The following is a 20,485-nucleotide window of genomic DNA, read 5'->3' as shown; positions in this document are numbered from 1 at the left end:
CACCTTAACGAAGACTCAGGGGCGCGTCACTCGGGCTGACCGCTGAGCACCAGCACCCGGGCGTGGATCTGGTTGCGCTGCTGGAGCGCCGCGCGCAGGGCCCGGTGCAGGCCGTCCTCCAGGTAGAGGCCGCCGTTCCACTGCACCACGTGCGGGAAGAGGTCGCCGTAGAAGGTGGAGTCCTCGGCGAGGAGCTTGTCGAGCGCCAGCTCCCGCTTGGTGGTGATGAGCTGGTCCAGCCGCAGCGGACGCGGCGGGATCTCGGCCCACTGCTTGAGCGTGAGGTTGTGTTCCGGGTAGGGACGCCCGTCCCGGACCGCCCTGAAGATCACGGCACGCTCCCCTCCCCCCGGCCGGGCCGATGATGTCGGTGCCAGCCTAGCCGCACGCGCCACACCGCGTTTTACTCCCTCATGTCGGTTTCGCTACCGCCGATACCCGGGCCGGACGCGCTGAACCACCCTCAATTCCAGCGACCCCGCCGGACCACCTCGTCCACCGGCCGGCGGCCGCGCCGCAACGACGGTGACCGGTGGTCGGGTGCCCGATAACCTACCGTGACCGCGCCGATCGGGTGGTACTCCGCCGGCACCCCGAACGCCTCCCGGTACGCCCCGATCCGCTGCGGCGGGATGCCGAAGAAACAGGCGCCCAGCCCCTCGTCCACGGCGGTGAGCAGCATCAGCAGGGCGGCGAAGCCGGTGTCGACATACCAGTAGGGCACCGGCCAGCGGTCCTCGGAGCGGTCCGCCCAGCCCTTGTCCGGCTCGGCGTACCGGTCGAGGTACGCGGACCGGTTCGCGTGCGGCACCACGATGAGCGGGGCTTTGCGCATCCCGGCCAGCCAGCGTTCCCGGCCGCCGCCGCCCGGGGTGGCCGCCGCCCAGAACCGCTCCCGGTCCGCCGGCTCCTCCAGCACCAGGAAGCCCCAGCCCTGGGCGAACCCGGCCGACGGGGCCCGGACGGCGTGGTCCAGCAGCCGGTCCACCACGTCGGGCGGGACCGGGCGGTCCGGGTCGTAGTTGCGGACCATCCGGCGACGCCGGACGACCTCGGCGAACTCCACGCTCAGGCCCCGGGCCGGATGCCCCACGTGCCCCGCCAGGTCTGCGCGGGGGCCAGCGTGATCAGGTCCCGGCCGGAGCGGAACGCGTCGGCCGGGCAGGTCATCGGCTCGACCGCCACCGAACGCCGGTGCCGCTCCCCCGTGAGGGTGTCGCCGGTGAAGACCTGCCACCAGCCGAACTCGCCGTCGGCCCAGATGTGCACCGCCGCCGAGCCGTCCGGGGCCGCCAGGGTCACCGACGAGCCGCCGTCGGCGTCCCGCACCACGTCGCCGAAGGCCACGTCGAGCACCGCGGCGCCGATCGCGCGGGGCTCGGTGTAGTCGTACTCGGAGCCGGCCACCCCGGTCGCGGCCACCGGCAGCAGCCGGTTGTCCAGCAGCACCCGGGTCCGCCCCGGCACCCGCATGGTCAGCTCGTCCACGCCGACCTTCGGCAGCTGCAGGTAGGGGTGCACCGAGAAGCCGAACGGGGCCGGCTCGCCGGACAGGTTGGTCACCTCGTGGTCGGCGCGCAGCCCGTCCGCCCCGACGCTCCACCGGCTCCGCAGCCGCAGCGCCCACGGGTAGCCGGGGCTGGGCGGCAGCTCGTAGCCGAGCGTCACGCTCTCCGGCGACTGCTCGACGAGCTGCCACCGCACCCAGTTGACCAGGCCGTGGATGGCGTTGTGCCGGGCCGGCTCGGTCAGGTCGAGCTGCAACGACCGGTCGCCGAAGGTGTAGACGCCGTCCCGGATCCGGTTCGGCCAGGGCGCCAGCACGTGACCGGCCGAACCCGGGCAGAGCTCGTCCGCCTCGTACCCGTCGAGGTAGTCGATCCCGTCGTGGCGGTAGGTCCGCAGGCCACCGCCGACCTCGACCACGACGGCCTCGTGGCCGTCGGCCGCGATGGTCCACTGTGTGCCGGACGGGGACGGGCGCGCGTCGGTCTCCATGCCGGCGACCTTAGCCCGTCGCCCCGACGCCGCGAGGGGATGCCAGCCGGCGTCCCAGCCGGCGGCCCACCCGGCTCGCCGGAGGCGACCCCGGCCACCGGGCACGGCGCCGGCCAGCGGCCGGCGTCAGGACCGCTCCCGGTGGGTGGCCTGGGCGGCGGCCCGGTAGCGGAGCAGCGCCGGGAAGATCGCGACCAGCGCGACGGCGAGGACAGCGGAGGCCAGGCCACCAGCGACCATGGCGACCCCGGTGCCGAATCCGGCGGCCATCGTGCCGGCCCGCAGGTCGCCCAGGCGCGGGCCACCGGCGACCACCACCGTGTTGACGCCCTGGAGCCGGCCGCGCATCCGGTCCGGCGCGTAGACCAGCAGCATCGACTGCCGCAGGGTCGCGCTCACCAGGTCGGCGGCGCCGGCCAGGCCGAGCAGCGCCACCACCAGCCAGAGCTGGCGGGCCAGCCCGGCGGCGGCGATCGCCACGCCCCAGCCGACCACCGCCACCGACAGCGCGAGCCCCTGCCGGCGCACCCGGCCGATCCAGCCCGAGGTGAGGCCGCCCAGCATCGCGCCGATGGCGATGGCGCTGTAGAGCCAGCCGACCGCCGCCCCACCGCCGAAGCGTTCGTGCGCCAGCTCGGGGAAGAGCGCCCGGGGCATGGCCAGGATCATCGCGATCAGGTCGATGGCGAAGGAGAGCAGCAGCACCGGCGTGGTGGCCAGGTAGCGGAGCCCGTCGACGATGCTGGCCAGCCCCGCCTTGCGCGGCGTGCCGTCGCCGTCCGGATCCGGCTCGGGCGGCATGGCGGGCAGCCGCAGGGTCGCCCAGAGCGACACGGTGAACAGCAGCCCGTCCACCCCGTACGCGATCGGCAGCCCCACGTCGGTGGGCCAGGTGGCGAAGATCAGGCCGGCGGCGAGCGGCCCGAAGACCGAGGTCGCCGTGAACGTGGTGAAGTTCAGCGTGCTGGCCGCCGGGACGAGGTCGGCCGGCACCAGGCGGGGCAGGATCGCGCTGCGGGTCGGCGACGTGATCGCGAACGCGATCGACTGCACCGCGACCAGGGTCAGCAGCAGCACGGGGCTGCCCACCCGCAGCAGCGACTGGAGCAGCAGCGCCAGGGTCGACGCCCAGAGCAGGGCGCCCCCGCCCAGCAGCACCCGCCGCCGGTCCCGGGCGTCGGCGACCGCCCCGCCCCACAGCCCGAAGACCAGCAGCGGCAGGAAGCCGGCGATCCCGAGCAGGCCGACCCAGAACGAGCCGCCGGTCAGGTCGAACATCTCCACCGGCACCGCCACGGCGGTGAACTGGAAGCCGAACATCGCCACGGCGTTGCCGAGCCACACCCGGCGGTACGCGGGCACACCCAGCGGACGCAGGTCGATCGCCCAGCGGCGCGCTCCGCGCGGCCGGGCCTCCTTCACCCCCGTCACGGGGCCAGCCGCTCGATGACCCAGGCGCCGTCCCCGGTACGCCGGAACCGCAGCCGGTCGTGCAGCCGGCCGGCCCGGCCCTGCCAGAACTCCACCGTCTCCGGCCGCACCCGGAACCCGCCCCAGTGCGGCGGCGCCGGGATCTCGTCCACGTCGGCGAAGCGCTCGGCCGCCGCCCGGTACGCCGCGTCGAGCGCCGCCCGGTCCGGGACCACCCGGGACTGGGTGCTGGCCCAGGCGCCGAGCTGGGAGCCACGCGGCCGGGCGGCGAAGTACGCCTCGGTCTCGGCCCGGTCGACCCGGGTCACCCGGCCGGTGACCGTCACCTGCCGGTGCATCGGGAACCACGGGAAGACCAGACTGGCCCACGGGTTCGCGGTCGCCTCGCCGCCCTTACGGGAGCCGTAGTTCGTGAAGAAGACGAACCCGTCCGGGTCGTACCCCTTGAGCAGCACGGTGCGGCCGCTCGGCCGCCCGTCGGCGTCGGCCGTGCCGACCACCATGGCGTTCGGTTCGGGCAGCGGATGCGCCACCGCGTCGGCGAACCAGCGGGCGAACTGGGTGTGCCAGTCCGGCGCGAGATCCGATTCGGAAAGGCCCAGGTCGGCGGCGTACTCGTTACGCATACCGGCCGGGGCAGGTGTGTCACCCGTCACTCTCGTCGTCCCTCTCCCGGGGATGCCGGCGTCCCCCGACGCTGGCCAGGCCCCACCACCCAGTCTTCTCCAGCCCGTGAGCTTGTCCACCGGCGGGGATGTCATGTGGCGCACAGTCGCTGCGGGTCGCGGAGCCGGTTACCGAGCAGGCAAGATGTTCCGAACACATCCCTGAGGGGTCGCCCAAGCCGCGGGCCCGTCCAGCCCGCGCGGCCACCACCACCGCCGGAAGCCAGGAGACGACATGTCCGACTTCAAACCGGGCCTGGAGGGCGTCGTAGCCTTCGAGACCCAGATCGCCGAACCGGACCGCGAGGGCGGCGCGCTGCGCTACCGCGGCGTGGACATCGAGGATCTGATCGGTCAGGTCTCCTTCGGCAACGTCTGGGCGCTGCTGGTCGACGGGCGCTTCGGCCCGGGCCTGCCGCCGGCCGAGCCGTTCCCGGTGCCGGTGCACTCCGGCGACATCCGCGTCGACGTGCAGTCCGCGGTCGCCATGCTCGCCCCGTACTGGGGGCTCAACCAGCTCCTCGACATCTCCGACGAGCAGGCCCGCGAGGACCTGGCCCGGGTGTCGGTCACCGCGCTGTCCTTCGTCGCCCAGTCCGCCCGCGGCCTCGGCCTGCCGGCCGTGCCGCAGAAGGAGATCGACAAGGCGGAGACGATCGTCGAGCGGTTCATGAAGCGCTGGCGGGGTGAGCCCGACCCGCGGCACGTCAAGGCCGTCGACGCCTACTTCATCTCGGCCGCCGAGCACGGCCTGAACGCCTCCACCTTCACCGCCCGGATCGTCGCCTCCACCGGCGCCGACGCCGCGGCCTGCATCTCCTCCGGCATCGGCGCGCTCTCCGGCCCGCTGCACGGCGGCGCGCCGTCCCGGGTGCTCAGCATGCTGGAGGCCGTCGAGCGCAGCGGCGACGCCGAGGGCTACGTCAAGGGCGTCCTCGACCGGGGCGAGCGGCTCATGGGCTTCGGCCACCGGGTCTACCGGGCCGAGGACCCGCGCGCCCGCGTGCTCCGCCGCACCGCCAAGGAGCTGGGCGCGCCGCGCTTCGAGATCGCCGAGGCGCTGGAGAAGGCCGCCCTGGCCGAGCTCCAGGCCCGCCGTCCGGACCGGGTGCTCGCCACCAACGTCGAGTTCTGGTCGGCCGTCGTCCTGGACTTCGCCGAGGTGCCGGCGCACATGTTCACCTCGATGTTCACCTGTGCCCGGATGGGCGGTTGGTCCGCGCACATCCTGGAGCAGAAGAAGCTCCAGCGGCTGGTCCGCCCGTCGGCCCGCTACATCGGGCCGGGCAGCCGCAAGCCGCAGCAGGTCGAGGGCTGGGACGCCATCCCGCACGGCGTCTGATCCTTCCCCGCGTACCCCTCGCCAGGGCCCGGTCCGTCGCGGACCGGGCCCTGGCGTGTGTGGCGCATCCCTCAGCTCCGGGAGTGGGACCAGCCGCCGGGCCGGGCGGCGCGGGTGCGAGGATGAAGGTCGGCAGTGCCGCCGGACCGGGCTCGGACCCGGCTCCGCCGCGCGCCCACGCGTGGCCGCCGTCGCTCCGCGCCCGCTGAAGGGCCCGCCCTCGCCCACGCGGAAGGATCGAGACAACCGTGGCTGACGCACCGACCATCCGGATTCCCGACGACATCAGGCCCGCCGACGGCCGCTTCGGCTGCGGGCCGTCCAAGGTCCGTCCCGCGGCGGTGTCCGCCCTCGCCGACGTCGCCACCAGTTACCTGGGCACCTCGCACCGGCAGAAGACGGTCCGCGACCAGGTGGCCCGGCTGCGCCGCGGCCTCGCCGAGTTCTTCGCCCTCCCCGAGGGCTACGAGGTGGTGCTCGGCAACGGCGGCACCACCGCGTTCTGGGAGGTCGCCACCTTCGGCCTGATCCGCGACCGGGCCCAGTTCGCCAGCTTCGGCGAGTTCGGCGCCAAGTTCGCCAAGTCGGTCAAGGACGCGCCGTTCCTGGGCGAGCCGACCGTGCGCAAGTCCGAGGCGGGCAGCGCGCCGACCCTGGTCGCCGAGGCGGGCGTCGACGTCTACGCCACCCCGCACAACGAGACCTCCACCGGCGTGGCGGTGCCGATCAGCCGGGTGCCGGGCGCCGACGAGGGCTCGCTGCTGCTGGTCGACGCCACCTCCGGCGCCGGCGGCCTGGAGGTCAACGTCGGCGAGACCGACGTCTACTACTTCGCCCCGCAGAAGTGCTTCGGCTCCGACGGCGGCCTCTGGCTGGCCCTCATGTCGCCGGCCGCGCTCGCCCGGGCCACCGAGATCAAGGAGTCGGGCCGCTACATCCCCGCCTTCCTCGACATGGTCACCGCGATCGACAACTCGCGGCTGGAGCAGACCTACAACACCCCGGCGCTGGCCACCATCTTCCTGGCCGCCGAGCAGACCGACTGGATGAACTCGCAGGGCGGCCTGGCCTGGGCGGCCAAGCGCACCGCCGAGAGCGCCGGCATCGTCTACGGCTGGGCCGAGCGCTCGGCGTTCGCCACCCCGTACGTGACCGACCCGGCGCTGCGCTCCAACGTGGTCGCCACCATCGACTTCGCCGACGGGGTGGACGCCTCGGCGATCGCCAAGGTGCTGCGCGCCAACGGCATCGTCGACACCGAGCCCTACCGGAAGCTCGGCCGCAACCAGCTCCGCGTCGCGCTCTTCCCGGCCGTCGAGCCGGCCGACGTGGAGGCGCTCACCGCGTCCATCGACTACGTGGTCGAGCGGCTCTGATCGTGTGGTGACGGTGGGTGGTCGTCGGGGCTCCGGCGACCACCCACCGTGATCATCGCCGCAGCTCAGTCGCAACATGCCGGGGTGTCGCATCCCCCACCTTCGGGTAGATGAGCGTACGGTGGTTCGAGACGCCCGGGTGGCCGGCTCGTGGCGTGACGGCCAGCGAAGCGGGACGGAGGCAAGCCCATGCGCCCAGTACGCTTCGTCGCCCTCTCGGAGGACGGCCAGGCTCTGGTGCTCGCCGACGAGGTCGGGCGCCTGCTCGCCCTGCCCATCGACGAGCGCATCGCCTCGGCGATGCACGCCGAGCCCGGCGCGGCCCCGCTCGCGGTGGTGCCGAGCGCCGCCGACCCGACGCCGTCGCTCTCCCCGCGGGACATCCAGGCCCGGATCCGCTCCGGCGAGTCCGCCGAGGACGTCGCCCGGATCGCCGGCGTCCCGGTCGACCGCGTCCTGCGCTACGCCGGCCCGGTCCTCCAGGAGCGGGCCATGCTCGCCCAGCACGCCCGGCGCACCCGGCTCAAGGGCGCTGAGAAGCCGACCCCGCTGGCCGAGGTCGTCAACGGCCGGCTGGCCCAGCACGGGATCGACACCGAGAAGATCTCCTGGGACGCCTACCGCCGCGACGACGGCACCTGGCGGATCATCGCCACCTGGCCGTCCGGCAAGGCCACCGCCCAGGCGGTCTGGGATCTCGACAAGACCCGGCAGAACGTCGCGCCGCACGACGACATGGCGCAATACCTGTGCGCCGAGCGCCCCACGCCGATCCTCGGCCAGGAGCCGGCGCCGGAGCGGGGCGGCCACGCGCTGCCCGGCCCGTCGCGCGGCGAGCCGAGCCGGGGCGGGCACGGCCTGCCGTCGCCCGCCGAGCACGCCCGTCCGGGGCGGGATCCGATCCGCGCCGGCCGGGACGCGCTGCTCGCCTCGCTGGACCGGCCGCTCGGCGGCACGTCCGGCCGCGGTCTGGACACCCGCTCCCCGGCCGCGCTGGCCGGGTCCGACGCCCCCCGCCAGCGGGCGGTCACCGGCGGCGCGGCCGCGCTGCTCGGCGGCGGCCAGGGCTCCGCGTTCGACGACGACTCGGACGCGCCGAAGGAGATCCCGGCCGTGCCGTCGCTGGCCGTGCTCCGGCCCCGCCGCACCGGTCCCGCTGCGGCGACCGGTGGCACCGGCACCGAGTCCACCGACGCCGCCGGCAAGCCGCGCAAGCGCCTGCCGAGCTGGGACGACGTCCTCTTCGGCACCGGCCCGGCGGCCCGCGAGTCCTCCTGACCAACGGTCCACCCTGGCGTAACGAGGCACTCTAAGTGCCCGCGTGCCAGGGTGGACCCATGGAGTACACGAACCTGGGACGCACCGGCCTGTCGGTGAGCCGGCTCTGCCTCGGCACCATGAACTTCGGCCCGCAGACGACCGAGCCGGACAGCTTCGCCATCATGGACCGGGCACTCGAACACGGCATCAACTTCTTCGACACCGCCAACGTCTACGGCTGGAAGACCGGTGAGGGCGTCACCGAGCAGATCATCGGCCGCTGGTTCGCCCAGGGCGGCGGGCGCCGCGACAAGGTCGTCCTGGCCACCAAGGTCTACGGCAAGATGGGCGAGTGGCCCAACGAGCAGGGCCTGAGCGCCCGGCACATCATCCGGGCCTGCGAGGACTCGCTGCGCCGGCTGCAGACCGACACGATCGACCTCTACCAGATGCACCACATCTCGCGGACCACGCCGTGGGAGGAGATCTGGCAGGCCATGGAGACCCTGGTCGCCCAGGGCAAGGTCCTCTACGTCGGCTCGTCCAACTTCGCCGGCTGGCACATCGCGCAGGCGCAGGCGGCGGCCGGCCGCCGCAACTTCCTCGGCCTCGTCTCCGAGCAGAGCATCTACAACCTGATGACCCGGCACGTCGAGCTGGAGGTGATCCCGGCGGCGCAGCACTACGGGCTGGGCATCATCCCGTGGTCGCCGCTGCACGGCGGGCTGCTCTCCGGGGTCATCCGCAAGATGGCCGAGGGCGGCGCGGCCCGCGGCGCCTCCGGCCGGTCCGCCGACGCGCTGGCCGAGCACCGGTCCACCATCGAGGCGTACGAGAAGCTCTGCGCGGACCTCGGCCACGACCCGGCGGACGTGGCGCTGGCCTGGCTGCTCTCCCGGCCGGGCGTGACCGCCCCGATCGTCGGCCCGCGGACCATGGACCAGCTCGACCGCAACCTCGGCGCGCTGGATGTGCGGCTCGACGAGGCCACGCTGGAGAAGCTCGACGAGCTCTTCCCGCCGGTCGGCAACGGCGGCCCGGGCCCGGAGGCCTGGGCCTGGTGACCCGCTGACCGGGTTGGCCGGGCCTCTCCGGTCAACCCGGTCGGTGCGTCAGATGGGCCAGGCGGCGAGGCGGTCGTAGGTGGGGCGCGGGCCCGGGTGGCTGCGCACCAGGACCAGCTCGTCGGCGCTCCACTCCGGGCCGTGGTAGTCGTGCAGGGTCTCCCGGTCGGCCAGCACGTCGGCGCGGTCGATCCGGTCGCCGGGGCGGGCGATGGTCAGGTGGGCCCGGAACGGCTTCTCGTCGTGTGGCAGCCGGGCCCGGCGCAGCCCGGAGCGGATGAGCCGGGCGAGCACGGTCAACCCGTCGACCTCTCCGCGTACGTCCACCCAGAGCACGGTGAACCGGCCGCGCCCGAAGCTGCCCCCGCCGCCGAGCCGCAGCCGGGGGGAGCTGCCCCGGGCGCCCCGGAACGTCTGCGCGGCGAGGCCGAGCGCGCTCTCCACGTCGACCAGCCGGTCGTCGGGAGTGTCGCCGAGGAAGGCCAGGGTGAGATGGGCGTTGGCCGGGTCGGCCAGCCGGACGTTGGTGCCGGCGGCGGAGGCGGCCCCGGTGCGCAGCCGGGCCACCTGGGCGCTCAGGTCGTCGATCGCCGGCGTCGGCGGGTAGACCGCGACGAAGAGCCGCACCGGTCAGCGGTGCCGCTGGTGGTGGCCGGGGCGGGCGGCGGGCAGGGTGAGCCCGGCGGCGTGCAGGAGGCCCTCGACGCGTACCCGTTCGATTTCCTTGTCAACGCCCTCCAGCTCGGCCAGGTGCTCGGCGATGCCCAGCGCCCCGCAGGCGGCGCGCAGCCGCTCGTCGTACGCGTCGATGACCGAGCCGTGCCACACCACCGAGCGGTCGGCGGCGGCGAGCCGGTGGCCGCCGAAGCGGCGCAGGTCGACGGCGAGCTGCTCCAGCGGGCGGCGGTCCTCCCGGTCGAACTCGGTGAGGTCGATGTCGCGGGTGAGCGACTCGGCCTCGATGGCCCGGTCCAGCCGGGCGATGGTGCGGCGTTCCCGGCGCTGCTCGCGCCACTCGGCCCAGCCGCAGGCCACCCGGTCGAGGATCTCGTCGGCGCAGAAGATCAGCGCGAAGAGGGCCGGCAGGCAGCAGACGGCGAGGATCGCCAGCGCCAGCAGTAGTCCTCGCCCCACTCCCACATATCGACGCTATGCCGCGCCGTCCGCGCCCGCCACCCGATTGGTGAGATCCGGACGCGAATGAATGAGGAAGGACCGGTCCCCTCGGGCGGGAACCGGTCCTTCGGGCGGTCGACAGGTCACTCCGCCCCGGGCGACACCACGTAGAAGCGCGGCATGGGCAGCACCCGCAGCCGCAGCCGGGCGCCGGAGCGGCGCAGCTGCCAGGTGAGCGCCAGCAGGGCGGCGGCCAGCGAGATCAGGCCACCGATCCAGATGCTCGCGCCGGCGCCGAACGTCTCGGCCACCCAGCCGATGATCGGCGCGCCGACCGGGTTGGTGCCCAGGAAGACGAGCACCCACAGCGCCATGACCCGGCCCCGGAAGGCGGCGTCGACGCCGAGCTGGACCCGCTGGTTCGCGGCCTGGGCGAAGAAGACCATGAAGAACCCGGTGGGCAGCAACAGAGCCGCCACCAGCCAGTACGACGAGGCGAGCCCCACCAACGTGCCGAAGCTGGCACAGCCGACCGCCGCGCCGAGCACCAGCCACACGGTGGGCCGGCTGCGCCGGCCGGTGCCGGACAGGGCGCCGACCAGTGCGCCCACCGCCAGCGCGGTGGTGAACAGGCCGAACGAGGCGGCACCGGTGTGGAACACGGTCTTGGCCAGCGCGGCGAGGGTGAGCTGGAAGTTGAACAGGGTCATCCCGACCACCGACATCAGCGCCATCGGCAGCAGGAGGTCGGGGCGGCGCGCGACGTACCGGAGGCCGTCCACGACCTTGGCCTGGTCGCGCTCGCCGGCCGGCGGCAGGTCCTTGCGGTACAGCTCGCTGGTGCGCATCCGGACCACGTTGACCAGCGGGGCGATCGAGCTGAACGCGGTGATCAGGAAGACGGGGCCGACGTCGAAGGCGGCGATGGCCAGGCCGGCGATGGCCGGGCCGAGGATCCGGGCCGAGTTGAAGGTGGCCGCGTTGAGCGAGAGCGCGTTCGGCAGCAGCGGCATGCCGACCAGCTCGGAGACGAACGCCTGCCGGACCGGGGTCTCCACCGCGTTGAACACCCCGAGCAGGGCGGCGAACGCGAAGACGTGCCAGAGCTGCACGAGCCCGGTGACCACCAGCAGGCTCATCGCCAGCGCCAGGACGGTCCAGAAGATGTTGGCGATGAAGAGCAGCATCCGCTTGTCGTAGCGGTCGGCGAGGCGGCCGGAGATCAGTGTCAGCAGCAGGACGGGGGTGAACTGGAGCGCGGTGACCACGCCGAGCGCGGTCGCCGAGTTGCCGCTGAGGTCGAGGACGAGCCAGTCCTGGGCGATGTACATCATCCAGACGCCAATCAACTTGATCAGCTGTCCGGTGGCGAAGAGTCGGTAGTTGCGGACTCGTAGGGACTGGAACATCGTGCTCAACTTGGCCTGCACTCTAGGTGCGCCTCCTCGCGATCATGTACGCCTCATCCACAACGGACGAAGCGGACCGCGGGACGCGGGTACCCGCTCAGGCGCGAGCGATGCCCTGCAGGATGTCGGCGGCACGCTGCAGCGTGTCGCGTTCCTCCTCGGTCAGGGCCGCCAGCCGGGTGGCCAGCCACGAGTTGCGGGCCCGCTCGAACTGGTCGAGTACGGCCCGTCCTCCCTCGGTCGCCGCCAGGATGACCTGCCGTCCATCGGTCGGGTGGGGGGTCCGCTGCACAAGGCCGCGGTCCTCCAGCTTCGCGATGATCTTCGTCATCGTTGGCGGCTGCACCCGCTCGATGTCGGCCAGCTCCCGGGGTGTCAGGGCGCCCGCCAGGTTGAGGCTGGTGAGCGCCGAGAGCTGAGTGACCGTGAGGTCGCCGACCGGTCGGGCCTGTCGGACCCGCCGGTTGAGTCGAGTGATCGCATCACGCAGCTGAGGGGCCAGCTGCGCCGGTGGCACGCGTTTCGCCGTCACCGTCCGCTCCGTCACAGTAGTTAGCTTAACTAATGAGCCTGGCTAACGACATGCGATATGACCAGGCTCACCAGCGACTTCAGAGCACCACGGCCTCGATCGGCCCGCGCAGGAAGTAAAGGATGAACAGCGCGGCCACCCCGTACAGCAGGGGGTGGACGTCGCGGAACCGGCCCTTCGCCACCTTCAGCAGCACGAAAGTGATCACCCCGGCGCCGATCCCGTTCGAGATCGAGTAGGTGAAGGGCATCAGCACGATCGTGAGGAACGCGGGGATGGCGATCTCGTAGTCGGTCCAGTCGATCGTGCGGACCGCGGTCATCATGAGGAAGCCGACCACCACGAGCGCCGTCGACGCGGCCTCGAACGGCACCACCACCGCCAGCGGCGCCAGGAACATGGCCAGCAGGAACAGGCTGCCGGTGACCAGGTTGGCCACCCCGGTCCGGGCGCCCTCCGCGACCCCGGCGGCACTCTCGATGTACGACGTGTTGCTCGACACCGAGGCCGCCCCACCCGCGGCTGCGGCGATCGAGTCGACCAGCAGGATCTCCCGCGCCCGCGGCGGGGTGCCCCGCTCGTCGAGCATGTCGCCCTCCTGGCCGATCGCGACCATCGTGCCCATGGTGTCGAAGAAGTCCGTGATGAGCAGGGTGAAGACGAACATCAGCGGGACCAGCCAGCCGACCCGGGTCCACGAGTCCAGCAGGTTGAAATTGCCCAGCAGCGAGAGGTCGGGGACGTCCACCACCTTCGCCGGCACCTCGGGCACGTTCAACGCCCAGCCCTTGGGGTTCGGCTTCCCGTTGACGAACGACGGCCCGATGTTGCCGACCGCCTCGACCACGATCGCCAGCACGGTGGAGGCCAGGATGCCGATCAGGATCGCGCCGCGGACCCGGCGTACCACCAGCACCAGGGTGAGCAGCAGACCCACCACGAAGACCAGCAGCGGCCAGCTGACGATCTTGCCGCTGATGCCCAGCCCGACCGGCACGGTCGTGTTCGCGACGTCCGGCACACGTCGGACGAACCCGGCGTCGACCAGGCCGATGATGGTGAGGAAGAGGCCGATGCCGACACCGATCGCCGTCTTGAGCTGGGTGGGCACCGAGCGGAACACCGCCGTACGCAGCCCGGTGAGCACGAGGATGCCGATCAGCACACCCTCGATCACCACGAGGCCCATGGCGTCCGCCCACGTCATCTGCGGCGCGATCTCGAACGCGACCAGCGCGTTAACGCCCAGCCCGGCGGCCAGCGCGATCGGGAACCGGGCCACCACGCCCATCAGGATGGTCATCACGCCGGCGACCAGCGCCGTGGCCGCCGCCAACGCCGGGATGGCGAGCTTGCGCCCGTCGCCGTCGACCGCGCTGCCCAGGATCAGCGGGTTCAACACCACGATGTACGCCATCGTGAAGAACGTGGCCAGCCCACCCCGCACCTCCCGGCCCGGCGTCGACCGGCGGGCGGAGATCTCGAAGAAGCGGTCGAAGGCGTTGCGCGGGTGCGCGGGATCGGGTGGCGTGCCGTGGTCCGGCGGCGGCGCGATGGCCATCGGGTCCTCACATATCGATCGACCGGTTGTCGCGCGCATCGTCCCAGATCACTCGCGGGCAGGGAAGGACGATCGCGTACGCTGGGCGCGTGCCCCAGGAGCAACCGCCGCGGCCCGAGCCGCTCGACCCGCCGATGGTGCCGTTCGCCCTCGCCGGGCTGGTCGCCTGGGCGCTGGCCGGGCTGGTGCTACTGCTGTTCTTCCGTGGCTGGCTCACCGCGCACGGGCACGAGAACTGGCTCTGGACCTGCCTGGCCGGTTTTCTGTGGGGCTTTCCCGGGCTGGCCGTGATGATGCGGCACGACGCCAACCGGCGCCGCCGCCGAGCGGCAACCGCCCGTCAGGGCTGACCGGTCAGGGGTGGCCGTACGGCTCCGCCGGCTCGGCCGCCTCCACGGAGCCCGGGGCCCGGCTCACCGACATCGCCTCGACCGCGCTGTCGTCGTAGACCGTGGGCAGCTCGTCCACCGGGGAGTCCGCCGCTTCGACAAGCGTCTCCGAGTGGGCGCCGCAGCCGTGATCCGCGCTGACCACCCGACCGTCGTCGGGGGCGTAGAAGTTGCCGCAGGCGCCGAAGGACTGCCGCAGGGCGCCGGCAAGCGGCAGGTAGAAGCCGCAGGTGCCGCAGCGGGCGGCGGCCGGCGCGGCCACCGAGATCGCGGCGTCGGGGCCGTGGTCACCGTCGTACCAGCGCTGGGCGGCGTCGGTGCGGCCCTCGCGGGACAGCACCCGGGCCCGGCCGAGGCCCAGCTCCCAGGCGGTCTCCTCGACGGCCGGGTCGTCGGAGAGCAGGTAGCCGGGGGCGAGCCGCTCGTCGTCCGCCGGGGTGGGGAGCAGGTCACCGGGGCCGAGATCGCCCGGCTTGAGCCGCTCCTGCCAGGGCAGCCAGCCCGGGGCCAGCAGCGCGTCGGCGCCCGGCAGCAGCACCGTCTCGCAGATGGTGACGGTGCGGCTGCGCGGCACCCGGGTCACCGTGACGGCCCAGCGCCAGCCCCGGTAGCCGGCCAGGCGGCACTCGAAGTAGTGGGTGACGAGCCGTTCGCCCTCGGCGACGGCCTGGAGGTGATCGCCGACGTCGGCGGGGTCCACCTCGGTGATGGCGGCGCGGGCCACCTCGACGGCAGCGGCGCACATCTGGTCGAGCCGGGGAGCGCGGGCGGAGGCGGGCCTGGTCACCGGACCATTGTTCCCCATGCCCGTGGTCGGATGACAGGCACTCCCCGGAGTCGTTCTCTCCGGGTGATGCGGCGCGCGTGGATCAGATGGGCGAGGATGGGACACATGCCGCTGTCCTCCCGCTCCGGCCGGTCCGTCCTCGGGCGGACCGTCGGCACCGGCATCCGTGCCACCCGCCTGCTGCTCCGGGGCTCGCTGCACGGCGGGCGGTGGATGACCCGGCGGGCCGGCACGGCCCGCGCCCGCAGCGCCGGCAACGAGGTCGGCATGGTCCGCCTCTTCGACCTGCACGCCCTCTCCTGCGCCGGGGACACGCTCATCGCCATCGGCCTGGCCGGCACGATCTTCTTCGACGTCCCGCTCGGCGAGGCCCGCAACAAGGTCGCGCTCTACCTGCTGGTGACCATGGTCCCGTTCGCCATGCTCGCCCCCGTGGTCGGCCCACTGCTGGACCACTTCCGGCACGGCCGGCGCTACGCGCTCGCCGCCACCATGCTCGGCCGGGCCTTCCTGGCCTGGCTGATCTCCGACTACATCGGCGGTTTCGGGCTCTATCCGGCCGCGTTCGGGGTGCTCGCCCTCTCCCGGGCGTACGGGGTGGCCCGCTCGGCGGCGGTTCCCCGGCTGCTGCCCGAGGGGCTCGGGCTGTCGCAGGTGGGCGCCCGGGCGAGCGTCTACGGCACGGTGGCCGGCGCGCTGGTCGCACCGATCGGGCTGGCCGCGTTCTGGTTCGGGCCGCAGTGGCCGCTCCGGGTCGCCTCGCTCATCTTCCTGATCGGCATGATCATCTCGCTGCGGTTGCCGCCGCGGGCCGACTCGGAGCCGCCGGAGCGGGTGCCCAGGCCGCTGCGCGCGCTGCGCCGCCGAGACGGGGAACGCCCGCTGGGCCGGGGCCGGCCGGCGGGCCGGCTGGTGATCGCCACCCTGATCGGCGCGGCGGCGCTGCGCGGGCTCTACGGCTTCCTGCTGCTCTTCCTGGCCTTCGCGATCAAGGCCGGCGACCTGACCACCGACTTCTTCGGGCGAAATCTGGGCGCCCAGGGCGCGCTGGGCCTGGCCGGCGGCGCGCTGGCGGTGGGCACCTTCCTGGCCACCGCGATCGGCACCCGGCTGCGCATCCACCGCCCGGCGGCGATCCAGTCCAGCGGCACGGTCATCGTGGCCGGGGTGGCGGTGCTCGCCGCCCTGAAATTCTCGCTGCCCATGGTGGCGCTGCTCTGCGTGGTCACCTCACTGTTCAGCGGCATCGCCAAGCTCGCGGTCGACGCCTCGATCCAGGAGCGGATCCCGGAGCGGCTGCGGGCCAGCTCCTTCGCCCACTCGGAGACCGCGCTGATGCTGGCCTTCGTGGCCGGCGGCGGGCTCGGGCTGGTCCCGTTCACCGGCCCGGTCGGGGTGGCGGTCGCCGCCTGCGTGGCCGCGCTGGTGGCCGCCCGCGGGGTGCTGGTGGCCACCCGGTTGCGTGGCGAGCACCTGGTGGGCCGCCCGCTCGGCGACGACGAACTGGCCACCGAGCCCGGTACGGAGTTCGACGACCCCGCCCCCACCTCGCCCGCCCCGCCCCGGGCCGACCCGCCGCCCGCGAACCACGACGACGAACTGGCCCCGCCCGGATTCCACATCTACCGCCCCTCGTCCTCCGTGGGTGGGCCGGGCGGCAGCGAGGAGGAGAACCGGCGGGAGCCCCGGGGACCGGTGGCGTGAGCGGGCTGCTGGTGGTGACGGCGGTGCCCGCCGAGGCGGACGCGGTCCGGGCGGGCCTCACCGATCCCACGGTCACCGTCGCGCCGGTCGGGGTCGGCTCCGCCGTCGCCGGCGCCGCCACCGCGCGGCTGCTGGCGCTCGCCGAGGCGGCCGGACGCCCGTACCGGGCGGTGGTCAGCGCGGGCATCGCGGGCGGCTTCGTCGGCCGGGTGCCGGTCGGGGGCACCGTGCTGGCCACCCGCAGCGTCGCCGCCGACCTGGGCGCCGAGTCCCCCACCGGCTTCATCCCGCTGGAGGATCTTGGCATGCCGCCGGAGCTGCTCGGCGGCGGCAGCGTCATACCCGCCGACCCGGGCCTGCTGGGCGCCCTGCGCACCGCCCTGCCGGAGGCCACCGCCGGCACGGTACTCACCGTCAGCACGGTGACCGGCACCGCCGCGAGCACGGCGGCCCTCACCGACCGCCACCCCGACGCCGTGGCCGAGGCCATGGAGGGGTACGGCGTAGCCGTCGCCGCCACCCAGGCCAACCTCCCCTTCGCCGAGCTACGTACGGTGTCCAACCCGATCGGCCCCCGCGACCGCGACTCGTGGCGCATGCGCGAAGCCTTCGCCGCCCTCACCGCGGCGTCCGCCGCCCTCCACTGACCGGCGGCGGCCCCTCCTCGCTGCCCGGAGACCGCCCCTCCTCGCTGACCGGCGGCGGCTGCGCTCGGCTGGCCGGCCGGTGGAACCGCAACGCCGCCGGCCGGCTCGCCTCCAGGTCGAAGCCGCACGCGAGCAGGAAGCTGGCACCGCCGCTCTCGGCGATCGCGTGCGTCGACCGCACGCCGGCCCCGTCCATCTCCGTCAGGAGCGCGGCGACCAGCCGCCGCCCGATGCCCAGCAACCGGTAGGCCGGCGCGACGAGCACCCCGTCCAGCACCACCTGCCGCTGGCCGGGCTCGGGATGCCCGATGAGCAGGTCGCTGCTGCGTTCGTGCGCGCGCAGCTCGCCGACGAGATCACCGTCGGGCAGCTCGGCGACGAACCGCCAGGAGGTCGACGGCAGCGCCGGATCGACGTAACGGCGCACCAGATAATCGCGGCGCACCGCCTCGCGCAGCCTCTCCCGGTCCCGCACAGCCCGATCGAGCCGGAACGTCACGGCGGGCAACGGCGGCCACCGGTTGGACGGGATCTTGAACCAGTGCGCCCACCAGGCGCCGGGCCAGTCCTTCGGCTCACGCACCTCGCGGGCGTCCAGGTGCGCGGGGCAGTGCCGCCCCGCCGCGTCCCGCAACGTTTCGTACGGCACCGTTGCCAGCTCACCGGTCGCCGGCCCCTGAAGCACGATTCGACCGGCCACGGCGCCGACCAGGCGCTCGATGGTGCGGAAGCTCGGATCCGCCGTCTGCCCCGACTCGATGCGGGCGATCGTGGCCTGCGGCACCCCGGACTTCCCGGCCAGCTCGCGCTGACTCAGATCAGCCGCGCGCCGCAACGCCCTCAAGGCAGCGGCCAGGTCGGTCACGGGCGGCGCGTCGCTCACCGAACCATGTTCGGATGGCGCCGAGCCGCCCTCAACCCCGCGCTTTCCACCTGTGGAAAACCCTGTGGAAAACGGCGCTGGCTGGGGATGGGTGAGGTCGCTGGCGACTACAAACTTGATGACGTAGGTGGATCAGACCTCGGGCAGAGGTGGCTCCGGTGGATCCGCGGACGACGACAAACTCGCTGACTCCGGTGATTCAAGTCCCCGGTGGGGCTGCTGTGGCCGCCATGGTCGCTCCCGGCGCGATGGGCCGCCCGGGGCGGTCAAGCAGTGACGCGAGAGAGCCGGACTCAAGGCGGATGCCCGCACTTGACGCAGGTTGCCAACGGGCCGCCGTGATCCATCCACGTCATCAAGTTCGTAGCGGCTGAACAGGAGGCGCCGGGGCTCACGGGCGCACCCCGGACGGTCGCCCGTCACAGCCGGCGGGGCGGGGTGGTGGGCGCCGGAACGGGCGGGGTTACGGTGGGGGCGTGGCGCTCTCCCTGGCGATCTCGCCCTGCCCCAACGACACCTTCGTCTTCGACGCCCTCGTGCACGGCCGGGTGCCCGGCGCGCCGGCCGTCGAGGTGACCTACGCCGACGTCGACGTCACCAACACGGCCGCCGAGCGCGGGGCGTTCGACCTGGTGAAGGTGAGCTACGCGGCGTTGCCGTGGCTGCTCGACGACTACCACCTGCTGCCCTGCGGTGGGGCGCTGGGCCGGGGCTGCGGCCCGCTGGTGCTCACCCGGGGCGACCGGACCGACCTGTCCGGCGCGACAGTGGCGGTGCCGGGTGAGCGGACCACGGCGTACCTGCTGTTCCGGCTCTGGGCGGCGGAGCAGCCGCCGGCGCGGATCGAGGTGGTGCCGTTCCACGAGATCATGCCGGGGGTGGCGGCCGGGCGGTACGACGCCGGGCTGGTGATCCACGAGGCGCGGTTCACCTACCCGCGGCACGGGCTGACCGCCCTGGTCGACCTGGGCGAGTGGTGGGAGGGCGACACCGGGCTGCCGATCCCGCTCGGCGCGATCCTGGCCCGCAAGGGCGCGGTGGACCCGGTCGAGGCGGCCGCCTGGATCCGCGAGTCGGTCCGGCAGGCGTGGGCCGACCCGGAGGCCAGCCGGGAGTACGTGCTCGCGCACGCGCAGGAGATGGAGCCCGACGTGGTGGACCGGCACATCGGCCTCTACGTCAACGAGTTCACCGCCGACCTGGGAGAGGCCGGCTTCGCCGCCGTGGAGGCGCTGTTGGGCCGGGCCGCCGACGCCGGGCTCGTCCCTCAGACCTCCAGCTCGCGCGCCACCGCGTGGACCAGCTGAGCGATCTTCTGCGCGGTCTTCCGGTCCGGGAAGCGGCCCCGGCGCAGGTCCGGCTGGACCTTCGCCTCCAGCACCTTGATCATGTCTTCGACCAGGCCGTGCAGCTCCTCGGCCGGCCGGCGGCGCAGCTCCGCCACCGAGGGCGGCGCCTCCAGCAGCTTGACCCCCATGGCCTGGGCGCCCCGCCGGCTGTCCACCACGCTGAAATCGACCCGCTGGCCGCCCTTCAGGTCGGCGACACCCGCCGGTAGCGCGCCCTTCGGCAGGAACACGTCGCCACCCTCGTCACTGGTGACGAACCCGTATCCCTTGGCCGCGTCATACCACTTCACTCGACCCGTCGGCACCTGAAAACCCCTGCTTCGCTCGGAACCTCTACCCCTCCAAGGCTAGCCGGATGATCCGGTCCAGCGCCGCTGGGAATCCGGCGAGATCATCCAGCACGACGTGTGCACCCGCCGCGCTCAGCTCGTCCCTCGTGCAGGGGCCGGTCGCGACTCCCACGCCCGGGATTCCCGCAGCTTGTGCGGCGGCCATGTCGGCCACGTGGTCGCCGACGTAGAGGGTCGCGCCGTGGTCCCGCAGCGCGGTCGCCTTCTGTTCGGCGAACAGGTCGCCGGCCAGCTCGTCGACGGCCAGGCCGAGGTGGTCCAGGTGCAGCTTCGCCAGCCGGCCCATCTTCGCGGTGACCACCATGACCCGGCCGCCCCGCGCGTGCACCGCCGCGATGGCGGCCTCCGCGCCGGGCATCGGCAGGGCCGGGGTGATCGCATACGCCGGGTAGAGCTCCCGGTAGGCGACCACCGCCTCCTCGACCCGCTCCGGCGGGAACCAGTGCGCGATCTCGGTGCGCAGCGGCGGGCCGAGGCGGGAGACCGCCAGCTCGGCGTCGACGGGCACGCCGGTGCGGGCGGTCAACGCCCGGAAGGCGGCCGCGATGCCGGGGCGCGAGTCGACCAGGGTCATGTCGAGGTCGAATCCGACCATGAGCGAGGGCACGACGAGAACGTACCC

The 20,485-nt window shown here is 73.5% G+C and carries 22 protein-coding genes; 8 read left to right on the top strand and 14 right to left on the bottom strand.

Going from position 1 to position 20,485, the window contains the following annotated elements; translation table 11 throughout:
* Positions 1-26: 26 nt before the first annotated feature.
* The 5 genes from ACQP12_RS02550 to pdxH form a co-directional block, all read right to left on the bottom strand.
* Positions 27-332: a type II toxin-antitoxin system VapB family antitoxin gene (locus tag ACQP12_RS02550; protein WP_073839113.1), complete on the bottom strand. Its 306-nt coding sequence runs from the start codon at positions 330-332 to the stop codon at positions 27-29.
* A gap of 131 nt (positions 333-463) precedes the next feature.
* Positions 464-1,066 (bottom strand): nitroreductase family protein, encoded by a 603-nt coding sequence (locus ACQP12_RS02545; RefSeq protein WP_433289100.1) that lies wholly within the window; start codon positions 1,064-1,066, stop codon positions 464-466.
* A 2-nt stretch (positions 1,067-1,068) separates the two neighbouring features.
* Complete coding sequence (locus tag ACQP12_RS02540) at positions 1,069-1,998, bottom strand: aldose 1-epimerase family protein (RefSeq protein WP_433284713.1); 930 nt, start codon at positions 1,996-1,998, stop codon at positions 1,069-1,071.
* 126 nt (positions 1,999-2,124) lie between these two features.
* Positions 2,125-3,429, bottom strand: coding sequence for an MFS transporter (locus tag ACQP12_RS02535; protein ID WP_433284711.1), 1,305 nt, complete (start codon positions 3,427-3,429; stop codon positions 2,125-2,127).
* The gene (pdxH, locus tag ACQP12_RS02530; RefSeq protein WP_433284709.1) at positions 3,426-4,055 is read right to left on the bottom strand and encodes a pyridoxamine 5'-phosphate oxidase; all 630 of its coding nucleotides are present in this window, start codon (positions 4,053-4,055) and stop codon (positions 3,426-3,428) included. Before pdxH ends, ACQP12_RS02535 begins: the two co-directional genes overlap by 4 nt.
* A gap of 274 nt (positions 4,056-4,329) precedes the next feature.
* On the opposite strand from pdxH, the gene ACQP12_RS02525 reads away from it, so the two are divergent.
* From ACQP12_RS02525 to ACQP12_RS02510, 4 genes are all read left to right on the top strand, one after another.
* Complete coding sequence (locus tag ACQP12_RS02525) at positions 4,330-5,436, top strand: citrate synthase 2 (protein ID WP_357940379.1); 1,107 nt, start codon at positions 4,330-4,332, stop codon at positions 5,434-5,436.
* A 248-nt stretch (positions 5,437-5,684) separates the two neighbouring features.
* Positions 5,685-6,812 carry a phosphoserine transaminase gene (serC, locus tag ACQP12_RS02520; protein WP_433284707.1) on the top strand — a complete coding sequence of 376 codons (1,128 nt, stop codon included), beginning with the start codon at positions 5,685-5,687 and terminating at the stop codon, positions 6,810-6,812.
* 189 nt (positions 6,813-7,001) lie between these two features.
* Entirely contained in the window at positions 7,002-8,090 is a 1,089-nt protein-coding gene (gene sepH, locus ACQP12_RS02515; protein WP_357940375.1) for a septation protein SepH, read from the top strand.
* Between the two features lie 59 nt (positions 8,091-8,149).
* Complete coding sequence (locus tag ACQP12_RS02510) at positions 8,150-9,136, top strand: aldo/keto reductase (RefSeq protein WP_357940373.1); 987 nt, start codon at positions 8,150-8,152, stop codon at positions 9,134-9,136.
* A 48-nt stretch (positions 9,137-9,184) separates the two neighbouring features.
* On the opposite strand, the gene thpR is transcribed toward ACQP12_RS02510, so the two are convergent.
* The 5 genes from thpR to ACQP12_RS02485 form a co-directional block, all read right to left on the bottom strand.
* Positions 9,185-9,763 (bottom strand): RNA 2',3'-cyclic phosphodiesterase, encoded by a 579-nt coding sequence (gene thpR, locus ACQP12_RS02505; RefSeq protein ID WP_433284704.1) that lies wholly within the window; start codon positions 9,761-9,763, stop codon positions 9,185-9,187.
* A gap of 3 nt (positions 9,764-9,766) precedes the next feature.
* Positions 9,767-10,276: a hypothetical protein gene (locus ACQP12_RS02500; protein WP_433284702.1), complete on the bottom strand. Its 510-nt coding sequence runs from the start codon at positions 10,274-10,276 to the stop codon at positions 9,767-9,769.
* Between the two features lie 119 nt (positions 10,277-10,395).
* Entirely contained in the window at positions 10,396-11,682 is a 1,287-nt protein-coding gene (locus ACQP12_RS02495; protein WP_433284700.1) for an MFS transporter, read from the bottom strand.
* A 76-nt stretch (positions 11,683-11,758) separates the two neighbouring features.
* On the bottom strand, positions 11,759-12,208 hold the full coding sequence (locus ACQP12_RS02490) for a MarR family winged helix-turn-helix transcriptional regulator (RefSeq protein ID WP_357940364.1): 450 nt from the start codon (positions 12,206-12,208) through the stop codon (positions 11,759-11,761).
* A gap of 64 nt (positions 12,209-12,272) precedes the next feature.
* Positions 12,273-13,754 carry an NCS2 family permease gene (locus tag ACQP12_RS02485; RefSeq protein ID WP_433284698.1) on the bottom strand — a complete coding sequence of 494 codons (1,482 nt, stop codon included), beginning with the start codon at positions 13,752-13,754 and terminating at the stop codon, positions 12,273-12,275.
* Positions 13,755-13,843: 89 nt separating this feature from the next.
* Between ACQP12_RS02485 and ACQP12_RS02480 the strand changes: the two genes are divergently transcribed.
* A complete protein-coding gene (locus ACQP12_RS02480; protein ID WP_433284696.1) occupies positions 13,844-14,104 on the top strand; it encodes a DUF2530 domain-containing protein in 261 nt (86 codons plus the stop codon).
* Positions 14,105-14,108: 4 nt separating this feature from the next.
* On the opposite strand, the gene ACQP12_RS02475 is transcribed toward ACQP12_RS02480, so the two are convergent.
* Positions 14,109-14,948, bottom strand: coding sequence for a DUF3027 domain-containing protein (locus ACQP12_RS02475; RefSeq protein WP_433284694.1), 840 nt, complete (start codon positions 14,946-14,948; stop codon positions 14,109-14,111).
* 87 nt (positions 14,949-15,035) lie between these two features.
* On the opposite strand from ACQP12_RS02475, the gene ACQP12_RS02470 reads away from it, so the two are divergent.
* Both ACQP12_RS02470 and ACQP12_RS02465 read left to right on the top strand, forming a co-directional pair.
* Positions 15,036-16,634, top strand: coding sequence for an MFS transporter (locus ACQP12_RS02470; protein WP_357940356.1), 1,599 nt, complete (start codon positions 15,036-15,038; stop codon positions 16,632-16,634).
* Positions 16,631-17,281 (top strand): futalosine hydrolase, encoded by a 651-nt coding sequence (locus tag ACQP12_RS02465; RefSeq protein ID WP_433284691.1) that lies wholly within the window; start codon positions 16,631-16,633, stop codon positions 17,279-17,281. Before ACQP12_RS02470 ends, ACQP12_RS02465 begins: the two co-directional genes overlap by 4 nt.
* On the opposite strand, the gene ACQP12_RS02460 is transcribed toward ACQP12_RS02465, so the two are convergent.
* Positions 17,253-18,164, bottom strand: coding sequence for a GNAT family N-acetyltransferase (locus ACQP12_RS02460; protein WP_433284689.1), 912 nt, complete (start codon positions 18,162-18,164; stop codon positions 17,253-17,255). The genes ACQP12_RS02465 and ACQP12_RS02460 overlap by 29 nt on opposite strands.
* A 476-nt stretch (positions 18,165-18,640) precedes the next feature.
* Between ACQP12_RS02460 and ACQP12_RS02455 the strand changes: the two genes are divergently transcribed.
* A complete protein-coding gene (locus ACQP12_RS02455; RefSeq protein ID WP_151465489.1) occupies positions 18,641-19,471 on the top strand; it encodes a 1,4-dihydroxy-6-naphthoate synthase in 831 nt (276 codons plus the stop codon).
* Here ACQP12_RS02455 and ACQP12_RS02450 read toward each other — a convergent pair.
* Both ACQP12_RS02450 and ACQP12_RS02445 read right to left on the bottom strand, forming a co-directional pair.
* A complete protein-coding gene (locus tag ACQP12_RS02450) occupies positions 19,432-19,818 on the bottom strand; it encodes a cold-shock protein (RefSeq protein ID WP_026267952.1) in 387 nt (128 codons plus the stop codon). The two genes, ACQP12_RS02455 and ACQP12_RS02450, sit on opposite strands and share 40 nt — an antisense overlap.
* A gap of 28 nt (positions 19,819-19,846) precedes the next feature.
* A complete protein-coding gene (locus ACQP12_RS02445) occupies positions 19,847-20,470 on the bottom strand; it encodes an HAD family hydrolase (RefSeq protein WP_357940350.1) in 624 nt (207 codons plus the stop codon).
* Positions 20,471-20,485: the final 15 nt, after the last annotated feature.

It is taken from the genome of Micromonospora sp. CA-244673, assembly GCF_050948395.1.
Lineage (GTDB): Bacteria > Actinomycetota > Actinomycetes > Mycobacteriales > Micromonosporaceae > Micromonospora.
Note: the sequence above shows the minus strand (reverse complement) of the source record. Positions and strands in the feature narration are given on the sequence as shown.